Source organism: Caulobacter segnis, from assembly GCF_003243465.1.
Classification (GTDB): Bacteria; Pseudomonadota; Alphaproteobacteria; order Caulobacterales; family Caulobacteraceae; genus Caulobacter; species Caulobacter segnis_A.
In genome coordinates this window covers 35,042-52,244 of the sequence record NZ_QFQZ01000007.1, presented here as the reverse complement: position 1 = coordinate 52,244, position 17,203 = coordinate 35,042, and the positions used below count along the sequence as shown (strand labels likewise).

Annotated in this window: 12 protein-coding genes; 7 read left to right on the top strand and 5 right to left on the bottom strand. The window is 69.0% G+C overall.

Annotation, left to right across the window (positions count from 1 at the left end; translation table 11 throughout):
• Nucleotides 1-3 precede the first annotated feature (3 nt).
• The 5 genes from edd (at nt 4) to pyk (ending at nt 8,150) form a co-directional block, all read left to right on the top strand.
• Nucleotides 4-1,812, top strand: a complete 1,809-nt coding sequence (gene edd / locus DI526_RS04035) for a phosphogluconate dehydratase (protein ID WP_304274323.1) — start codon at nt 4-6, stop codon at nt 1,810-1,812.
• A 14-nt stretch (nt 1,813-1,826) separates the two neighbouring features.
• Complete coding sequence (gene glk / locus DI526_RS04030) at nt 1,827-2,822, top strand: glucokinase (RefSeq protein ID WP_304274321.1); 996 nt, start codon at nt 1,827-1,829, stop codon at nt 2,820-2,822.
• Nucleotides 2,823-2,906: 84 nt separating this feature from the next.
• Entirely contained in the window at nt 2,907-3,926 is a 1,020-nt protein-coding gene (locus tag DI526_RS04025; protein WP_304274316.1) for a LacI family DNA-binding transcriptional regulator, read from the top strand.
• A 296-nt stretch (nt 3,927-4,222) separates the two neighbouring features.
• Nucleotides 4,223-6,697 (top strand): exo 1,3/1,4-beta-D-glucan glucohydrolase, encoded by a 2,475-nt coding sequence (locus DI526_RS04020; protein ID WP_304274313.1) that lies wholly within the window; start codon nt 4,223-4,225, stop codon nt 6,695-6,697.
• Nucleotides 6,698-6,719: 22 nt separating this feature from the next.
• The gene (gene pyk, locus DI526_RS04015) at nt 6,720-8,150 is read left to right on the top strand and encodes a pyruvate kinase (RefSeq protein ID WP_304274310.1); all 1,431 of its coding nucleotides are present in this window, start codon (nt 6,720-6,722) and stop codon (nt 8,148-8,150) included.
• A gap of 2 nt (nt 8,151-8,152) precedes the next feature.
• Here pyk and DI526_RS04010 read toward each other — a convergent pair whose 3' ends face one another.
• The 4 genes from DI526_RS04010 to DI526_RS03995 form a co-directional block, all read right to left on the bottom strand.
• Complete coding sequence (locus DI526_RS04010) at nt 8,153-8,902, bottom strand: Crp/Fnr family transcriptional regulator (RefSeq protein ID WP_369691872.1); 750 nt, start codon at nt 8,900-8,902, stop codon at nt 8,153-8,155.
• A gap of 283 nt (nt 8,903-9,185) precedes the next feature.
• Nucleotides 9,186-10,319, bottom strand: a complete 1,134-nt coding sequence (locus DI526_RS04005; RefSeq protein WP_304274304.1) for an acyl-CoA dehydrogenase family protein — start codon at nt 10,317-10,319, stop codon at nt 9,186-9,188.
• A complete protein-coding gene (locus DI526_RS04000) occupies nt 10,319-10,930 on the bottom strand; it encodes a 2-hydroxychromene-2-carboxylate isomerase (protein ID WP_304274302.1) in 612 nt (203 codons plus the stop codon). The genes DI526_RS04005 and DI526_RS04000 overlap by 1 nt, the downstream gene beginning before the upstream one ends.
• 22 nt (nt 10,931-10,952) lie before the next feature.
• A complete protein-coding gene (locus DI526_RS03995) occupies nt 10,953-12,158 on the bottom strand; it encodes an acyl-CoA dehydrogenase family protein (protein WP_304274299.1) in 1,206 nt (401 codons plus the stop codon).
• Between the two features lie 172 nt (nt 12,159-12,330).
• On the opposite strand from DI526_RS03995, the gene DI526_RS03990 reads away from it, so the two are divergent.
• Complete coding sequence (locus DI526_RS03990) at nt 12,331-13,983, top strand: bifunctional lysylphosphatidylglycerol flippase/synthetase MprF (RefSeq protein ID WP_304274297.1); 1,653 nt, start codon at nt 12,331-12,333, stop codon at nt 13,981-13,983.
• Here the strand turns inward: DI526_RS03990 and DI526_RS03985 are convergent.
• Entirely contained in the window at nt 13,980-14,195 is a 216-nt protein-coding gene (locus tag DI526_RS03985; RefSeq protein ID WP_304274295.1) for a hypothetical protein, read from the bottom strand. The genes DI526_RS03990 and DI526_RS03985 overlap by 4 nt on opposite strands.
• Before the next feature lie 208 nt (nt 14,196-14,403).
• Here DI526_RS03985 and DI526_RS03980 point away from each other — a divergent pair, with 208 nt between their 5' ends.
• Nucleotides 14,404-17,115, top strand: coding sequence for a tetratricopeptide repeat protein (locus DI526_RS03980; RefSeq protein WP_304274292.1), 2,712 nt, complete (start codon nt 14,404-14,406; stop codon nt 17,113-17,115).
• Nucleotides 17,116-17,203: the final 88 nt, after the last annotated feature.

Here is a 17,203-nt window from a genome sequence, read left to right as displayed (position 1 = left end):
GCCATGAGCCTCAATCCCGTCATCGCTGAAGTCACAGCCCGCATTGTGGCGCGTAGCCGCGACAGCCGCGCGGCCTATCTGGAGAACATGCAGCGGACCATCGACAGCCAGCCTGGCCGCGCCAAGCTGTCCTGCGCCAACTGGGCCCACGCCTTCGCCGCCTCGCCGGGCGTCGACAAGGTCCGCGCCCTGGACCCGAACGCGCCGAATCTCGGCATCGTCTCGGCCTATAACGACATGCTGTCGGCCCACCAGCCGCTGGAAGCCTATCCCGCCCTGATCAAGGACGCGGCGCGCGAGGTCGGGGCCACCGCCCAGTTCGCCGGCGGCGTGCCGGCCATGTGCGACGGCGTCACCCAGGGCCGTCCGGGCATGGAGCTGTCGCTGTTCTCGCGTGAGGTGATCGCCATGGCCACGGCCATCGCCCTGACCCACGACGCCTTCGACGCGGCGCTCTATCTGGGCGTCTGCGACAAGATCGTCCCGGGCCTGGTGATCGGCGCCCTGACCTTCAGCCACCTGCCGGCCCTGTTCGTGCCGGCGGGCCCGATGACCTCGGGCCTGCCCAACAGCGAGAAGGCCCGAGTGCGCGCCCTTTACGCCGAAGGCAAGGTCGGTCGCGCCGAGCTGCTGGAGGCCGAGCAGGCCAGCTATCACGGCCCCGGCACCTGCACCTTCTACGGCACGGCCAACACCAACCAGATGCTGATGGAGCTGATGGGCTTCCATCTGCCCGGCTCGGCCTTCGTTCACCCCAACACCCCGCTGCGCGAGGCCCTGGTGAAGGAAGCCGCGCGCCGCGCCGCCGCCGTCACCGCCAAGGGCAACGAGTATGTGCCGGTCGGCCGGATGATCGACGAGAAGTCGGTCGTCAACGGCGTGGTCGGCCTGATGGCCACCGGCGGCTCGACCAACCTGGCTTTGCACCTGATCGCCATGGCCCACGCGGCGGGCGTCGTGCTGACGCTGGAGGACCTGGACGACATCTCGCGCGCCACGCCGCTCTTGGCCCGCGTCTATCCGAACGGCTCGGCCGACGTGAACCACTTCCAGGCCGCCGGCGGCATGGCCTTCGTGATCCGCGAACTGCTGAAGGCCGGCCTCGTCCACGAGGACGTCCTGACCATCGCCGGCCCCGGCCTGTCCCGCTACGCCCAGGAGCCCTACCTCGACGGTGGCGAGCTGAAGTGGCGCGACGGCGCCGCCGAGAGCCTGGACCCGGCCATCGTCCGCCCGGTCTCCGACCCGTTCAGCAAGGAGGGCGGCCTGCGCCTGATGGCTGGCAACCTGGGCCGCGGGGTGATGAAGATCTCGGCCGTGAAGCCCGAGCACCAGGTGATCGTCGCCCCGGCCGCCGTGTTCCAGGAGCAGGAAGACTTCATCGCCGCCTTCAAGCGCGGCGAGCTGGATCGCGACGTCGTGGTCGTGCTTCGCTTCCAGGGCCCCTCGGCCAACGGCATGCCGGAGCTGCACAACCTGTCGCCGTCGATCTCGGTCCTGCTGGACCGCGGCTACAAGGTCGCCCTGGTCACTGACGGCCGCATGTCCGGCGCCTCCGGCAAGACGCCCGCCGCCATCCACGTGACGCCGGAAGCCGCCAAGGGCGGACCTCTGGCCTATGTCCAGGACGGCGACGTGATCAGCGTCAACGCCGAGACGGGCGAACTGAAGATCCTGGTGGACGAAGCGACGCTGCTCGCCCGCACGCCAGCAAGCGTCCCGGCGTCCAAGCCGGGCTTTGGCAGGGAACTGTTCGGATGGATGCGGTCGGGGGTCGGCGCAGCCGACGCCGGCGCCTCCGTCTTCGGTTGAGGAAGCATCAGGTCATGGATGGTCATCACAGCGGGGGTCTCGGCCTCGTCGGCGACATCGGCGGCACCAACGCCCGCTTCGCCCTGGTCGAGTTCGACGGTGCGGATCCGCGCCTGATCGAGCCGACGGCGTTCAAGGGCGAGGACTACGGCACGGCCGAGGACGCCATCGAGGCCTATCTGCACAAGGTCGGCGTCAAGCAGGCCGACCAGGCGGTGGTCGCCGTGGCGGGCCCGATCGACCACGGTCAGGTCCACATGACCAACCTCGACTGGCGGATCTCCGAGGATGGCCTGCGGCGCGCGGGCGGCTTCCGGAGCGCCAAGCTGATCAACGACTTCACCGCCCAGGCCCTGGCCGCGCCACGCCTTTCGCCCAAGGACCTGCGCCAGATCGGTGATCTGCCGACCTTGGGTGAGGGCGACCTTGCCATCCTCGGCCCGGGCACCGGCTTTGGCGTCGCCGGCCTGGTTCGGCGTCACGGCCAGGAAATTCCGCTGGCGACCGAGGGCGGCCACGTCGCCTTCGCGCCGCTGGACGCGGTCGAGATCGAGGTGCTGCGGCTGCTGTCCCAGCAGCTAAACGGCGGCCGCGTGTCGGTCGAGCGCATCCTGTCGGGGCCCGGCCTGGAAGACCTGCACGTCGCCCTTGGCCAGGCCGAGGGCCGCAAGGTCGACAGCCTGACCGCCAAGCAGATCACCGAGCGCGCGACCGAGGATTGCCCCGACTGCCTGGCGACCGTGAACCGCTTCTGCGCAGTGCTGGGCTCGACGGCCGGCGACATCGCCCTGACCCTGGGCGCGCGGGGCGGCGTGTTTATCGCCGGCGGCATCGCGCCGCGGATCATCGACATTCTCGAAAAGAGCCCGTTCCGAGCGCGCTTCGAGGCGAAGGGCCGGCTGTCGGGCTTCACCCAGACCATCCCCACCCACGCCATCCTGCACCCGCACACCGCGCTGATCGGCGCGGCGGTCGTGCTGACGCCGGAGGGACGGTCGGCCGTCGCCTAGGCTTCCTCTTGGGGCTCGCCATGACAACCTTGTCATGGCTTAGTACCCGCCAAACCGAACGAATCGGTGCGGTGGGGGACGGAATTGAGCGCCAAGATCACGATCCACGACGTGGCCCGCGAGAGCGGCGTGTCGATCAAGACCGTCTCGCGGGTGCTCAACCGCGAGCCCAACGTCAAGGCCGACACCCGCGACCGCGTCCAGGCCGCGGTGGCGGCCTTGAACTATCGCCCCAACATCTCGGCGCGCAGCCTGGCGGGGGCGAAGGCCTATCTGATCGGCGTCTTCTTCGACAACCCCAGCCCCGGCTACGTCACCGACGTGCAGCTTGGGGCGATCGCGCGCTGCCGGCAGGAGGGCTACCACCTGATCGTCGAGCCGATCGACTCCCGGGGGGACGTCGACGAGCAGGTGTCGCCGATGCTGGCGACCTTGCGCATGGACGGCGTGATCCTGACGCCGCCGCTCAGCGACCATCCGGTCGTACTGGCGGCCCTGGAGCGCGAGGGCGTCGCCTATGTCCGGATCGCGCCGGGCGACGACATCGAGCGCGCCCCGTGGGTCAGCATGGACGACCGCCGCGCGGCCTATGAGATGACCCGGCATCTGATTGACCTTGGGCATCGCGATATCGGCTTCATCATCGGTCACCCCGATCACGGCGCCTCGGCGCGTCGCCATCATGGCTTTGTCGACGCCATGCGCGACGCCGACCTGCCGGTGCGGCAGGATCGGGTGGAGCAGGGGTGGTTCTCGTTCCGCTCCGGCTTCGAGGCGGCCGAGCGCCTGCTGGGCGGAGCCGATCGCCCCACGGCGATCTTCGCGTCAAACGACGACATGGCTCTGGGCGTCATGGCGGTCGCCAACCGGATGCGGCTGGACGTGCCCTCCCAGCTATCGATCGCCGGCTTCGACGACACGCCCGGCGCGCGGATCACCTGGCCGCAGCTGACCACCGTCCGCCAGCCGATCGCCGCCATGGCGGGGGCGGCGGCCGACATGCTGATGAGCGGAGTTCATCACGACGCGGGCGAGCCGCCGCCGTCGCGGCTGCTGGAGTTCGAGCTGGTCGTCCGGGAGTCGACCGGAAAAGCCCCGACCTAGGATCGAATACTTGGCCGTCCGACGGGAATGACCCTTGACAGCGCTGTCCTTTCGGATTGAGATCGTCGGCGATCAAGACGGTCGCCCAAGGAAAGGCGGCGTCAGGAGGAAACGCCATGATCCCGCCTGGCCCAACCAGCGCCCGTCGCGCCGTCCTGCGCGCACGATCACTCCCCTCCAGGCGGCTACCCTAGCCGCTCTCTTTCGCCCGGCGCGGGATCCCGCAAGCCCCGCGCCGGGCGCTTTTCTTCCCCATAAAAAGTTTGCAGCCTGGCAAAGGCTTTCGAGGACCGCTCATGTTTTCGCGTCGCTCCCTCCGTGTCTCCGTGATGGCCTTGGCGATCGCAGGGGGACTTCCTGGAGCCGTCCTCGCCCAGTCCTCGCCCGGCGCGGCGACCACCCATCCGGCGCTGTGGCCCAAGGCGGCCAGCCCCGCGGCGATCACCGACGCCAAGACCGAAGCCTTCGTCACCAAGCTGATGAGCCAGATGACCGTCGAGGAGAAGGTCGCCCAGACCATCCAGGCGGACGGGGCCTCGATCACGCCGGAAGAGCTCAAGAAGTACCGCCTGGGCTCGGTGCTGGTCGGCGGCAACAGCGCGCCGGACGGCAATGACCGCGCCTCGGCCCAGCGCTGGATCGAGTGGATCAACGCCTTCCGCGCCGCCGCTCTCGACAACCGCGGCGGCCACCAGGAGATCCCGATCATCTTCGGCGTCGACGCCGTCCACGGTCACAACAACGTCGTCGGCGCGACGATCTTCCCGCACAATATCGGCCTGGGCGCGGCGCGCGATCCGGACCTGATCCGCCGCATCGGCGAGGCCACGGCGCAAGAGATGGCCGCGACCGGCGCCGACTGGACCTTTGGCCCGACGGTGGCCGTGCCGCGCGACGTGCGCTGGGGCCGCACCTACGAGGGTTACGCCGAGGATCCGGAGGTCGTGAAGACCTATGCCGGTCCGATGACGCTGGGGCTGCAGGGCGCGCTGGTCGCCGGCAAGCCTTTGGCCGCCGGACGTATTGCGGGCTCGGCCAAACACTTCCTGGGCGACGGCGGCACCGACGGCGGCAAGGACCAGGGCGACGCCAAGCTGCCCGAGACCGAGCTGATCCGCCTGCACAACGCCGGCTATCCGCCCGCCATCGACGCCGGCATCCTGTCGGTCATGGTCTCGTTCTCCAGCTGGAACGGCGTCAAGCACACCGGCAACAAGAGCCTGCTGACCGACGTGCTGAAGGGGCGGATGGGCTTCGAGGGCTTCGTCGTCGGCGACTGGAACGCCCACGGCCAGGTCGAGGGCTGCACCAACACCAGCTGCGCCCAGGCCTACAACGCCGGCATGGACATGATCATGGCCCCCGATAGCTGGAAGGGCCTCTATGACAACACCCTGGCCCAGGTGAAGGCCGGCCAGATCCCGATGGCGCGGATCGACGACGCCGTGCGCCGTATCCTGCGCGTCAAGGTCAAGGCCGGGCTGTTCGAGAACAAGCGCCCGCTGGAGGGCAAGCTGGAGCTGCTGGGCTCGCCGGCCCACCGCGCGGTGGCGCGCGAGGCAGTCCGCAAGTCGCTGGTCCTGCTGAAGAACGAGGGCGTCCTGCCGCTGAAGAGCTCGGCGCGCGTGCTGGTGGCCGGCGACGGCGCCGACGACATCGGCAAGGCCGCCGGCGGCTGGACCCTGACCTGGCAGGGCACGGGCAACAAGAACAGCGACTTCCCGAATGGTCAGTCGATCTTTGGCGGCATCGCCGAGGCCGTGAAGGCTGGCGGCGGCAGCGCCGAGCTGTCGGTCAGCGGCGACTACAAGCAAAAGCCCGATGTCGCGATCGTGGTGTTCGGCGAGAACCCCTATGCGGAGTTCCAGGGCGATATCGCCACGGCCGAATACCAGCCCGGCGACAAAACCGACCTGGCTCTACTGAAGAAGCTGAAGGCCCAGGGCATCCCCGTGGTGTCGGTGTTCCTGAGCGGCCGCCCGTTGTGGACCAACCCCGAGATCAACGCCTCGGACGCCTTCGTCGCGGCCTGGCTGCCCGGCTCGGAAGGGGGCGGCGTCGCGGATGTGCTGATCGGCGACAAGGCCGGCAAGCCCCGCTTCGACTTCACGGGCAAGCTGTCCTATTCGTGGCCCAAGCGCGCTGACCAGGAGCCGCTGAATGTCGGCGACAAGGGCTATGATCCGCTGTTCGCCTACGGCTATGGCCTGAGCTACGCCAAGCCGGGCAAGGTGGCCGTGCTGTCCGAAGAGTCCGGCGTCTCGTCGGCGGCGGCCGTGAATGTCGACCGCTACTTCATCGCCGGCCGCTCGCCATCGCCCTGGACCCTGACCACGTCGGGCGCCGTGGCGACCAAGACCATCGACGCCGGCGCTCAGGAAAACGCCCGCCAAGCGGTGTGGACCGGGGAGGGGCCGGGGCTTCTGGCCATCTCCGGCCGTCCCGTCGACCTGTCGCGCCAGACCACCGGCGACATGGCCGTGATGCTCCGTTATCGGGTCGATGCGTCCCCAGACAAACCCGTCTCCCTGGCCATCGCCTGTGGCGAATCCTGCGGGGCGGCGGTAGACGTAACGTCAACGTTGTCAGGTGTGAAAATCGGCGAATGGCGTACGGCCAAGATCAAATTGTCCTGTTTCAAGGCAAAGGGCGCGGACATGACGCGCATCAGCGCGCCGTTCGCGCTGACGACATCCGGGCGACTGTCGCTGACCTTCACAGAAATCCGGCTGGCCTCAAACGAGGGCGACGCCTTCTGTCCGGCGAACTGATCATCGACGCCGGAGCCGCGGCATGATCCGCGCTCGCCGCTCCCGCATCGTCGCCACCATCGGTCCGGCCTCCAGTTCGCCGGAGATGATCGTCACCCTGGCCAAGGCCGGGGCGGACGTCTTCCGCCTGAACTTCAGCCACGGCGCCCACGAAACCCATGCGGCGGTCTACAAGGCCATTCGCGAGGCTGAGAAGGAGGTCGGGCGGCCGCTGGGCGTGCTGGCCGACCTGCAAGGGCCCAAGCTGCGCGTCGGCAAGTTCGCCGACGGCCCGGTGATGCTGAAGGCCGGTCAGGCCTTCCGCTTCGACAGCGATCCGACGCCCGGCGACGCGACCCGCGTGCACTTGCCGCATCCGGAAATCCTGACCGCCATGCGGCCGGGCGCGACCCTGTTGCTGGATGACGGCAAGCTGCGGATGACGGTGACCGACGCCGGTCCCGGCTACGCCAACACCACGGTCGTCAACGGCGGCAAGTTGTCCGAGCGCAAGGGCGTGGCCGTCCCGGACGTCGTCATCCCGATGTCGCCGCTGACCGCCAAGGATCGCGAGGACCTGGCCTTCGCCCTGCGCCTCGGCGTCGACTGGATCGCCCTGTCCTTCGTGCAGGCGCCGGAAGACATGGCCGAGCTGCGCCGGATCGTCGAAGGCCGCGCCGCCGTGCTGGCCAAGATCGAAAAGCCCCAGGCGCTGAAGGTGCTGGGTCCGATCCTCGACCTGTGCGACGGCGTCATGGTCGCCCGCGGCGACCTCGGCGTCGAAATGGCGCCCGAAGAGGTGCCGGTGGCGCAGAAGGAAATCCTGCGCGCGGCCCGCGAGCGCGGCATTCCGGTGATCGTCGCGACCCAGATGCTGGAGTCGATGACCAGCTCGCCGACGCCGACGCGCGCCGAAGCCTCCGACGTCGCCAACGCCGTCTATGAAGGCGCCGACGCGGTGATGCTGTCTGCGGAGTCCGCCGCTGGCGACTATCCGGAAGAGGCCGTCTCGATGATGAACCGCATCATCGAACGGGTGGAGCGCGATCCGCGCTGGCCCGAGCTGATGCAGGCCGAGCAGAGCCACGACGACGCGGACGCCGACGTGCTGGTGGTCGCCGCCGCCGGCGCCGCCAAGTCGGGCTCGACCAAGTGCCTCGTCGCGTTCACGACGACCGGCGCGACCGCCCGCCGCCTGTCGCGCGAGCGGCCGCTACAGCCTGTGCTGGCCCTGTCGCCCCGCCTTGATGCGGTACGCCGCATGACGCTCGTCTGGGGCGTCGAGTCGCGCGTCAGCGCCCAGCCCGACAGCCTGGAGGTCGTCACGACCGATGCGTCGAGCAAGGCGCTGGAGTTGGGTCTGGTCGCGCCGGGCGAACGTCTGCTGGTCGTGGCCGGCACGCCGTTCGGGGCGCCGGGCGCGGCCAACCTGCTGCGTCTGGCCCACGCGCCCGCGCCGGCGCGCCGGCGCTAGGATCAGCCGCGCAGGCGCAGGCCGGGCGCGTCCTCGTCGCCGAACGGGTCGGGCAGCAGCCGCTCATAGCTCCTGCGCACCGCGCCGTAGCATTCGCAGGTCATCGCCTCGAGGCCCGCGCGATCCAGGATGTCGACCACGCCCCGGCGATAGCGGATCAAGCCCTTGGCTTGCAGCGAGCCGGCGACGGCCGTGACGGTCGTGCGCTGGACGCCCAGCATGTCGGCCAGGAATTCCTGGGTCAGGCTGACGGTGTTGCTGTCGATCCTGTCATGACACGACAGCAGCCAGCGGCAGAACCGCGCCTCGACAGCGTGCAGGGCGTTGCAGGCCACCGACTGGATCGCGTGGCCGAACAGGGCGTCGTTGTGTCGGTCCACAAGGCCCCGAAGCGCGGCGCTTCGCTTCCAGACATCGTGTAGTGGCCCCGCGGCGATCCGAAGCGCCGAACCCGGCACTTGAACGATCGCGCGCGACAGCGACTGGCGCGGCGCCACCGCGGCCATCAGGCCCAGAGCGCCTTCACGACCGATCGTGGCGGACTCGATGGCCGCGCCGCTTTCCATCAGCGTCATCAGGGAAATGACGCCGTCGTTGGGAAAATAAATCTGATCGATCACGTCGCCCGGGTCGTACAGGAGCCGGCCTTTATCGAGATCCATCGCCGCGAGGTATGGGACGAGAAGAGCCTTGTCCTCTGACGGCAAAGCGGAAAGGAGGCGGTTCTTCAAGAGATAAAGCGACCCTAGCATGCTGAATCGAACGCCGTCTTACGGCAAGGGTTGCAAGCTATAGGTGGGTCGAATGGGCGGCGCCGTCGCGTAGTCGACACAATCCAGTTAGGTGGGGGGTAAAAAATCAAGACGTCTTCTGTCTGAATTCGAGCAACCATCATTTGGCACAACCGTACATAGTCGGGTTTCCGACATTGCGGCGAAGTCAAGACGATGCCAGACCAGACGACCCTCCATTGTGCGCAATAAAAAAGCCGCCAGCGCGGCGGCTTTTAAGTTGTTGTGTGGCGCCTAGAGGCGTTCAGAAGCCCATCAGCCGCGCATAGCGATCGCGGTGGAAGCTGGCGCCGCCGAACAGGGCTTCGGTGACTCGCGCGCGCTTCATGTAGAGGCCCGCGTCGTGGGCGTCGGTCATGCCGATGCCGCCGTGCATCTGGACCATCTCGTTGGAGGCCAGGTGGACCAGCTCACACGCCTTGGCCTTGGCCAGGGAGGCGAGGGCGCGGGTGTCGGCGCCGCTGTCGAGGGCTTCGAGCGCGGCCTCGACGCACGAGCGGGTGGTCTCCAGATCCGTGAACCACTTGGCGGCGCGATGCTGCAGCGCCTGGAATGAGCCGATCACCTGGCCGAACTGGGTGCGGGTTTTCAGATAGTCCAGCGTGATGTCGAAGGCGGCGCTGGCGCTGCCCAGCATCTCGGCGGCGAGACCGGCATAGGCGCGGTCGAGGGTCGGCTCCAGCACCGCCCAGCCCTTGTCGATCTCGCCGAGCACGGCGTCGGCCGCAACCTCGACCCCGTCGAAGGCGATCTGGGCCGCGCCGCGCGAGTCCATCAGGGCCAGATGGGTTCGGGTCACGCCCGGCGCGTCGCCGGAGACTAGGAACAGGGTCAGGCCTTCGGTGGAGCCCGGCGCGCCGCCGGTGCGGGCGACGACGATCAGCAGCTCGGCGGCCTCGCCGTCCAGAACGAAGGTCTTGCTCCCGTTCAGGACATAGCCCGAACCGCTCTTGGTGGCGGTCAGGGCCGTGCGGGCCGGGGCGTGGTGCGAGCCTTCATCGACGGCGAGGGTCGCGACGATCTCGCCGCTGGCGATGCGCGGCAGCCAGGCCTGCTTCTGAGCGTCCGAGCCCGCGAGCTGCAGCGCCGAGGCGGCGATCATCGCCGTCGACAGCAGGGGAGAGGCCGCCAGGGTGCGCCCGGTCTCCTCCAGGATCAGGCCAAGGCCGAGATAGCCGAACGCCGAGCCGTCGTAGGCCTCGGGCACGATAACCCCGGCCCAGCCCATCTCGCCCATTTCCTTCCAGGCGACGGGATCAAAGCTGCGGCCGGACTTGCCGTCGCGCAGCTTGCGCAGGGCGCCGACGGGGGCGCTTTCGCTGGCCCAGCCCTTGGCGGCGTCGCGCAGCATCGTCTGTTCTTCGGTCAGGACGGCCATCAGGCGTGCTCCCTGGATTGGTGACGGGCGGCCCAGTCGAGGGCCTGTTCCAGACGGTCGTTGCCCCAGAAGAGCTCGCCGTCGGCGGTGAGAAGGCTCGGCGCGCCGAACAGGCCGCGCTCCTTGGCCTGGCGGACGTGGTCCTTCAGGCGGGTCTTGATCGGGTCGGACTGCGCCGCCGCGAGGACGTGTTCAGGTCCCGCGCCGACCGAGGCGATCAACGGGGCCAGGACGTCAGGGCTGCCGATATCCTGGTCGTCGACGAAATTGGCCTGGTAGACCGCGCGGCTGAAGGCCGGCGTCCAGCCGTCCTCCAGGCCGACGATGGCGACGCGGGCGGCCAGCAGGCTGTTGCGCGGGAACTGGCTGGGATGGCGCAGCGGCAGGCCCTCGGCGTCGCAGACGCGCGCCAGGTCCCGCCACATGTAGTCGCCCTTCACCGGGAAGGCGTTGAACGGACTGTCGTTCAGCCCCTGCTGTTCATGGAACAGCGGGCCCAGGATGAATGGCCGCCACGCCACGGCCACGCGCTTGTCGGCGGCCAGCTTCTCGATCCGCATGGCCGCTGGATAGGAGTAGGTCGACGCGAACTCGTACCAAAATTCTAACATGGCCAGTACTCGATCATCGGCCTTACTGGTGGTCCAGCAGGCCCAGGACGCGCTTGGCGACGACGTTCAGGTTCACCTCGCTGGTGCCGCCCTCGATCGAGTTGCCCTTGGCGCGCAGCATCGCGCGTGGAGCGGCCAGCTCCTCTGCGCTGAAGCCTTCGCCCTCCCAGCCCAGGCCTTGCAAGCCCAAGGCCTCGACCAGCAGCTCGGTGCGCTCCTGGTTCATCTTGGCGGCGGCGTACTTGATGATCGAGACGGCGGCGCTGGGGCCTGTGCCCTGCTTGGACTCCGCCTCGGCGCGGCGCACGGTCAGCATGAAGGCGTGGGCGTCCATCGAGTGGGCCGCCAGGCGGGCCCGGAAGTCGCCGTCGGCGATCCGACCCTCGGCGTCGACGCCGATCTCCGTCTTGGCCGCCTCGACGGGCGAGAGGCCGCCGCCGCCGCCGAAGCCCGAGGCGCTGATGTTCTGGCGCTCGTACTGGAGCAGGCGCTTGGCGATGTCCCAGCCGCCGTTCAGCTTGCCGACCAACTGTTCCTTCGGGACCTTCACATTGTCGAAGAAGGTCTCGCAGAAGGGCGAAGAGCCGCTGATCAGCTTGATCGGCCGGGCCTCGACGCCGGGCGAGGTCATGTCGAACAGCACGAACGAGATGCCTTCGTGCTTCTTGGTGGTGTCGGTGCGCACCAGGCAGAAGATCCAGTCGGCTTGGTCGGCGTAGCTGGTCCAGACCTTCTGGCCGTTGATCAGGTAGTGGTCTCCCTTGTCCTCGCACTTGGTCTGCAGGGAGGCCAGGTCCGAGCCCGCGCCGGGCTCACTGTAGCCCTGGCACCAGCGGATCTCGCCGCGCACGATCGGCGGCAGGAAGCGCTGCTTCTGTTCCTCGGTGGCGTATTCCAGCAGCACCGGGCCCAGCATCCAGACGCCGAAGCTCATCAGGGCCGGGCGGGCCTTGATCCGGCGCAGCTCCTGCTCCAGCACCTTGTTCTGGGCCTTGGAGAGGCCGCCGCCGCCATATTCCTTCGGCCACATCGGCGCGGTCCAGCCGCGCTCGGCCATGCGGTCCAGCCAGAGCTTGGCGTCGGGGTTCTTCCAGGCCATCTTGCGGCCGCCCCAAGGCGCCTCGTCCTCGGCCATCGGCGCGCTCAGGGACTTCGGATAGTTGGCTTCCAGCCAGGCGCGGGTCTCGGCGCGGAAGGCGTCGAGTTCGGTTCCCCCGAAATCGGCCATCGTCTCATCTCCCTAAGCGTATTGTCTCTTGCGGCCACACTACGCTTCGCATCAGCGCGGGCAAGTCGATTCAAACGATCGTTCGCCGCAACGGCCACGACCACTTCACACTTTGCAGGCTATATGAGGACGCTACTGGATCCCGTCAGGGATTCGTCGTTTCGGGATCTGGATGTCCTCGACAGTTTTCAGGCCCGCGGCTCTTGCGATCGCCCCCACCCTGGCGGCGATCCTGACCGCGTCGGCTGGGGTCATGCTTCTGGCGTCGGGGGCCACGCCGTCCGAGCCCACCCGCTTCCTGCTTCTGCTGGCCTTCGCGCCCGACCTGCTGATCGAGATCAGCCACTTCTTCTCGTCGATCCTGGGCCTGGTGCTGCTGCTGCTGGCCTTCGGCCTGCGCTCCCGCCTGGGCGCGGCCTGGTGGGCGGCCCTGATCGTGCTGGCCTCGGCCGCGGTGCTGGCGATCTTCAAGGGCCTGAACTGGGAAGAGACGGCGACGCTGCTGCTTTGCTTCCTGCTGATCCTGCCGTTCCGGGACGCTTTCCCGCGCAAGGCGGCCCTGTCGCGGATGGAGATCACGCCCGGCTGGCTGCTGTCGGCGGCGGCGGCGATCGTGGGCGCCAGCCTGCTGGGCTGGTGGTCGTTCCACCACACCGAATTCGCCGACAAGTCCTGGATCCGCGTCCTGCAGGACCACGACGAGGCCGCGCGCGCGATCCGCTCGTCGGTCGCCGCGGCGATCGTGCTGCTGGCCGTGGGCATCTGGCGCCTGATCTCGACCGCCGCGACGCCGGCCGTCGTCGACGACACCGATCCGGAGTTCGACAAGGTCCGGGCGATCCTGGCCAAGGCCGAGGACGCCGAGCCCAGCGCCAACTTGGCCCTGCTGGGCGACAAGCGCTTTCTGTTCTCGGCCTCGGGCGAGACCTTCCTGATGTTCGGCGTGCGGGGGCGGTCTTGGATCGCCCTGGGCGCGCCGGTCGGCCGCCAGGACGAGCGGATGGAGCTGTTCTGGCGCTTCCGCGAGCTGGCCGACGCCCACGCCGCGCGCGCGGGCTTCTATGGCCTGGGTCCCGACGACCTGCCCGACACCGTCGATCTTGGCCTCGCCATCCAGAAGACCGGCGAGAGCGCGGCCGTGCCGCTGGAGGCGTTCAGCCTGGTCGGCCGCCGTCGCGAGGTCCTGCGCCGCAACTGGCGCAAGGCCGGGGAGGGCGGCGCGGCCTTCGAGGTGCTTCCCGTGGGCGCGGCCGATGCGATCATGGACGAACTGAAGGCGATCTCCGACGCCTGGCTCGGCCACCACGCCGGCGGCGAGAAGAGCTTCTCGATGGGCGGCTTCGATCCGCGGTATGTCGCCGAGTTCCCGGTGGCGGTGGTGCGGGGCGAAGAGGGCAAGATCGTCGCCTTCGCCACCCTGTGGCTGACCGCCTCGAAGGTCTCGTTCTCCATGGACCTGATGCGCTACTCCGACGAGGCGCCCAAGAACGTCATGGACTACCTGTTCGTCGAGCTTCTGCAGTGGGGCAAGGACGAGGGCTACCAGGCGTTCGAGTTCGGCATGGCGCCGCTTGCCGGCCTGGAAGACCGGCCGCTCGCCCCGATCATGTCGCGCGTCGGCCGGCTGCTCTATGAACGCGGCGAGGAAATCTACAATTTCCAGGGCGTGCGCCGGTACAAAGATAAATATGACCCTGTCTGGCAGCCGCGCTACATTGCCGCGCCCCAGAAGTGGGCGATCCCTTTCCTGCTCGCCGACATCGGTCTCCTCTCGTCCGGAGGCGTCTCGGGCCTGACCAAGCGTCCCAAGAAGGCCGCGACCTAATAGCGCGTCTGGTTGCCTGTCTGGACGCCCAGAAGGTTGGCCAGATGCACCATCATCAACATCAGGGCGACCACGCAGACCATCATCAGCGGACGCCACGGAACCAGGCGCGGACCCTTTAAAACATTGATCGGACGGGCGCCCCGCCAGCCGCAAAAAATCGCCAGGGCGAGGAAGAGAGCGCAGGCCGCGAGGGTCAGGGGCAGGTTCATGCGGGCTTCTAGGCCTGCGACAATAGGCCTGGCAAATCCTTAAGCCGCGTTAACCCTCTTGCTTTTGAACCCCGGTACAAGGGGTTTGAGCTGCGTCCTGATTCCTCCACAGTGAAATCCGCGCGCGCTATATCTAGCGTTTTCGTCGCGTTTACACTCTAGGAATCGCTGACTAGCGTTTTCCCCAGATGCGGGGAGATAGATTCGCATGACGGCGGCTTCGCCATGGAGCGTTAAGGGGATCGACCCCAAGGCACGGGAGGTCGCAAAGGACCTCGCGCGTCGCTCCGGCATGACTCTGGGCGAATGGCTGAACCGCATGATCATCGAGGGCGATGGTCAGGCCGACTATCGCGCCTCTGAAGACACCCCCAGCCGCGGCCATCTCGAAGTCGTCCACGACGAGCCGACCCGCGCGGCCATCGCCGAGCAGACCGACCAGGTCGGGCGCGTCGCCGTGGCCCTGGATCGCCTGACCCGCCGGATCGAGGTGGCCGAGGGGCGCAACGCCGCCGCCATCTCCGGCATCGACCACTCGGTCCGCGACGCCATCGCGCGGCTTGGCCGGGCCGAGCGCGAGCAGATCGCGGTCGCCGCCCGCTTCGAAGGCGCGGTCGACGATCTGAAGACCGAGCAGGCGCGCGCCGCCGAGCGCATGCGCCGCATCGAGGCCGAAGCCGCCGGCCCGCGTTCGGTGGAAGCCTTGCGCGCGCTCGAAGGCGCCTTGGGCAAGGTCGCCGGCCATCTCTATGAGGGAGAGGCCCGCACCCGCGAGGCCATCGCCGCCCTGGAGGCCCGGCTGGACGCGCAGCAGGCCGCCCCTGCGCCTGAGCCTCAGGATCCGGACGCCCTGGTCGAGGCCGTGGTGGCCCGTCTGGGCGAGCGGCTCGAAGCCGCCGAAACCCGCACCAGCGAAGCCCTGCGCGAACTCGGCGCCTCGTTCTCGGCGCTCGACGAGCGTCTCGGCGTCGTGGAGACCGCCAATCCCGCCGCCGACATGCAGGAGCGCCTCGACAGCTTGGCGGCCAGCCTGGCCGAGAAGATGGAAGCCGCGCGCCTGGAGATGGCCGAGCGGCTGCGCGAAACCGCCGACGGGCGCTTCGATCGCATGGAGCGCAAGCTCGGTGAGATGGCCGCCCATGTCGAGGCCGCCGAGCAGCGCTCGGCCCAGGCCATCGAGCGTATGGGCCGCGAGGTCGTCAGCGTCGCTGAAGCCTTCAATCGCCGGGTCCACACCGCCGAGAATCGTAGCGCCGCGGCGATCGAACAGGTCGGGGGCGAGGTCGCCCGCATCGCCGCCAGCGTCGAAAGCCGCCTGAATCGCGCCGACAGCGTCCAGGGCCAGGCCCTTGAGAAGCTCGGCGCCGAGATCGCCCGCATCACCGAGCGACTGACCGAACGGATCGGCAGCGCCGAGCGCCGCAACGCCTTGGCGATCGACGACGTCGGCGAGCAGGTCGCCCGGGTCACCGAGCGCCTGAACCAGCGTCACGAGCGCTCCAGTCAGGAGCTGCTGGAGCGCATCCGTCTCAGCGAGGAGCGCACGCTGCGCATGCTCGAGGAGGCGCGCGGCAAGATCGACGATCGCCTGCACGAGACCCAGCGCCGGCAGGAAGCCGCCGCGCCGCCGCTTTCGTCCGAGCCGGTCACGGAATTCGTCCCGCCGCCCGCCGCGCCCTTCGAGGACGACCTGGTGCTGGGCGAGGACTCCCCGTTCGCCGACGACGACGTCTTCGACACCCCGCCGCCGGCCGCCCGTGACGGTCATTCGGCGTTCCCGCTGGACGCGGCCGACGACGAGTCGTTCGACGACGATGTCTTCGCGGATCCGCTGGACGACGACGGCGCCGAGCCGCATGGCCAAAAGGCGTCCGAGACCGTTTCGGAGCAGCCTCAGCCGCCGCTTTCGACGCGAGACATCATCGAGCAGGCCCGCGCGGCCGCCCGCGCCGCCGCCGCCGACGCCGAGGGCCTCGACGGCAAGGCCAAGGACCGCAAGGCCGGCGGCGGATCGTTGTTTGGCTTTGGACGCTTTTCGGCCAAGAAGCCGAAGCGGCCGGTGGGGACGACGGTCGCCAGCGTGGCCGTCGCCATCGGCAGCGCGGCGGTGATCGGCGCCTGTGTCGGCGGGCTGCTGATGCTCGGCGACCAGAACACACGGGCCGGCGAGCAAGCCGCTGAGGCCGCGCCGAGCCGCAAGCCGGCCCCGGCCCCGGCGCTGGCGGCGGCCGCGACGCCCAACGCCCGCGCCTCGGTCGCCCTGACGGCCGCACCGGCGGCTCAAGGCCCGGTCGAGGGCGCCCCGACTACCGCGCCGGTGTCGAACGAGACCAAGGCCGTGTTCGACGCTTCCATTCGCAAGATCGAGGCCGGGGACTTGGCCGGGCTGGACGGCCTCAGGCGAGTCGCCAGCCAAGGCTATCCAGCCGCGCAGTTCTACCTGTCCAAGCTGCTCGAAGACGGCAGGGGCGGCGTCGATCGCGACTTGGTCGCCGCGCGGCGCTGGGGCGAACTGGCCGCCAAGGGCGGCGACCCGCGCGCCATGCACAACCTGGCCCTTTATGCGATCAGGGGCGAGGGTGGCCCGCGAGACACCGCGAAGGCTGTCCAGTGGTTCCGCAAGGCGGCCGATACGGGGCTCGTCGACAGCCAGTTCAACCTGGCCCAGCTCTATGAAAGCGGCATCGGCGTCAGCCGGAACGCCGCCGAAGCCTACAAGTGGTACGCGATCGCCGGCCGGGCTGGCGACGCGACCGCGCGCAGCCGGGCCAAGGCGCTGCGGGCGCAGCTCACGGCGAGCGCCGTGCAGACGGCGGATCGCTCGGCTGAGGCGTTCCGCGCCCAGGCGCCGGTGCAGACCGCGACGGCCGCGATCAGCGGCGCCGCGCCTTCGGCCGATCCGGCGCGGCGCGGGCTGTAAGGCCTTGGCGCTAGCCGTATGAACGCGCTCCAGCTCCAACAGCCAAAGCCTGTCCCTCCTGGTTTAGAAAGCGCGATCCAAACCCGCC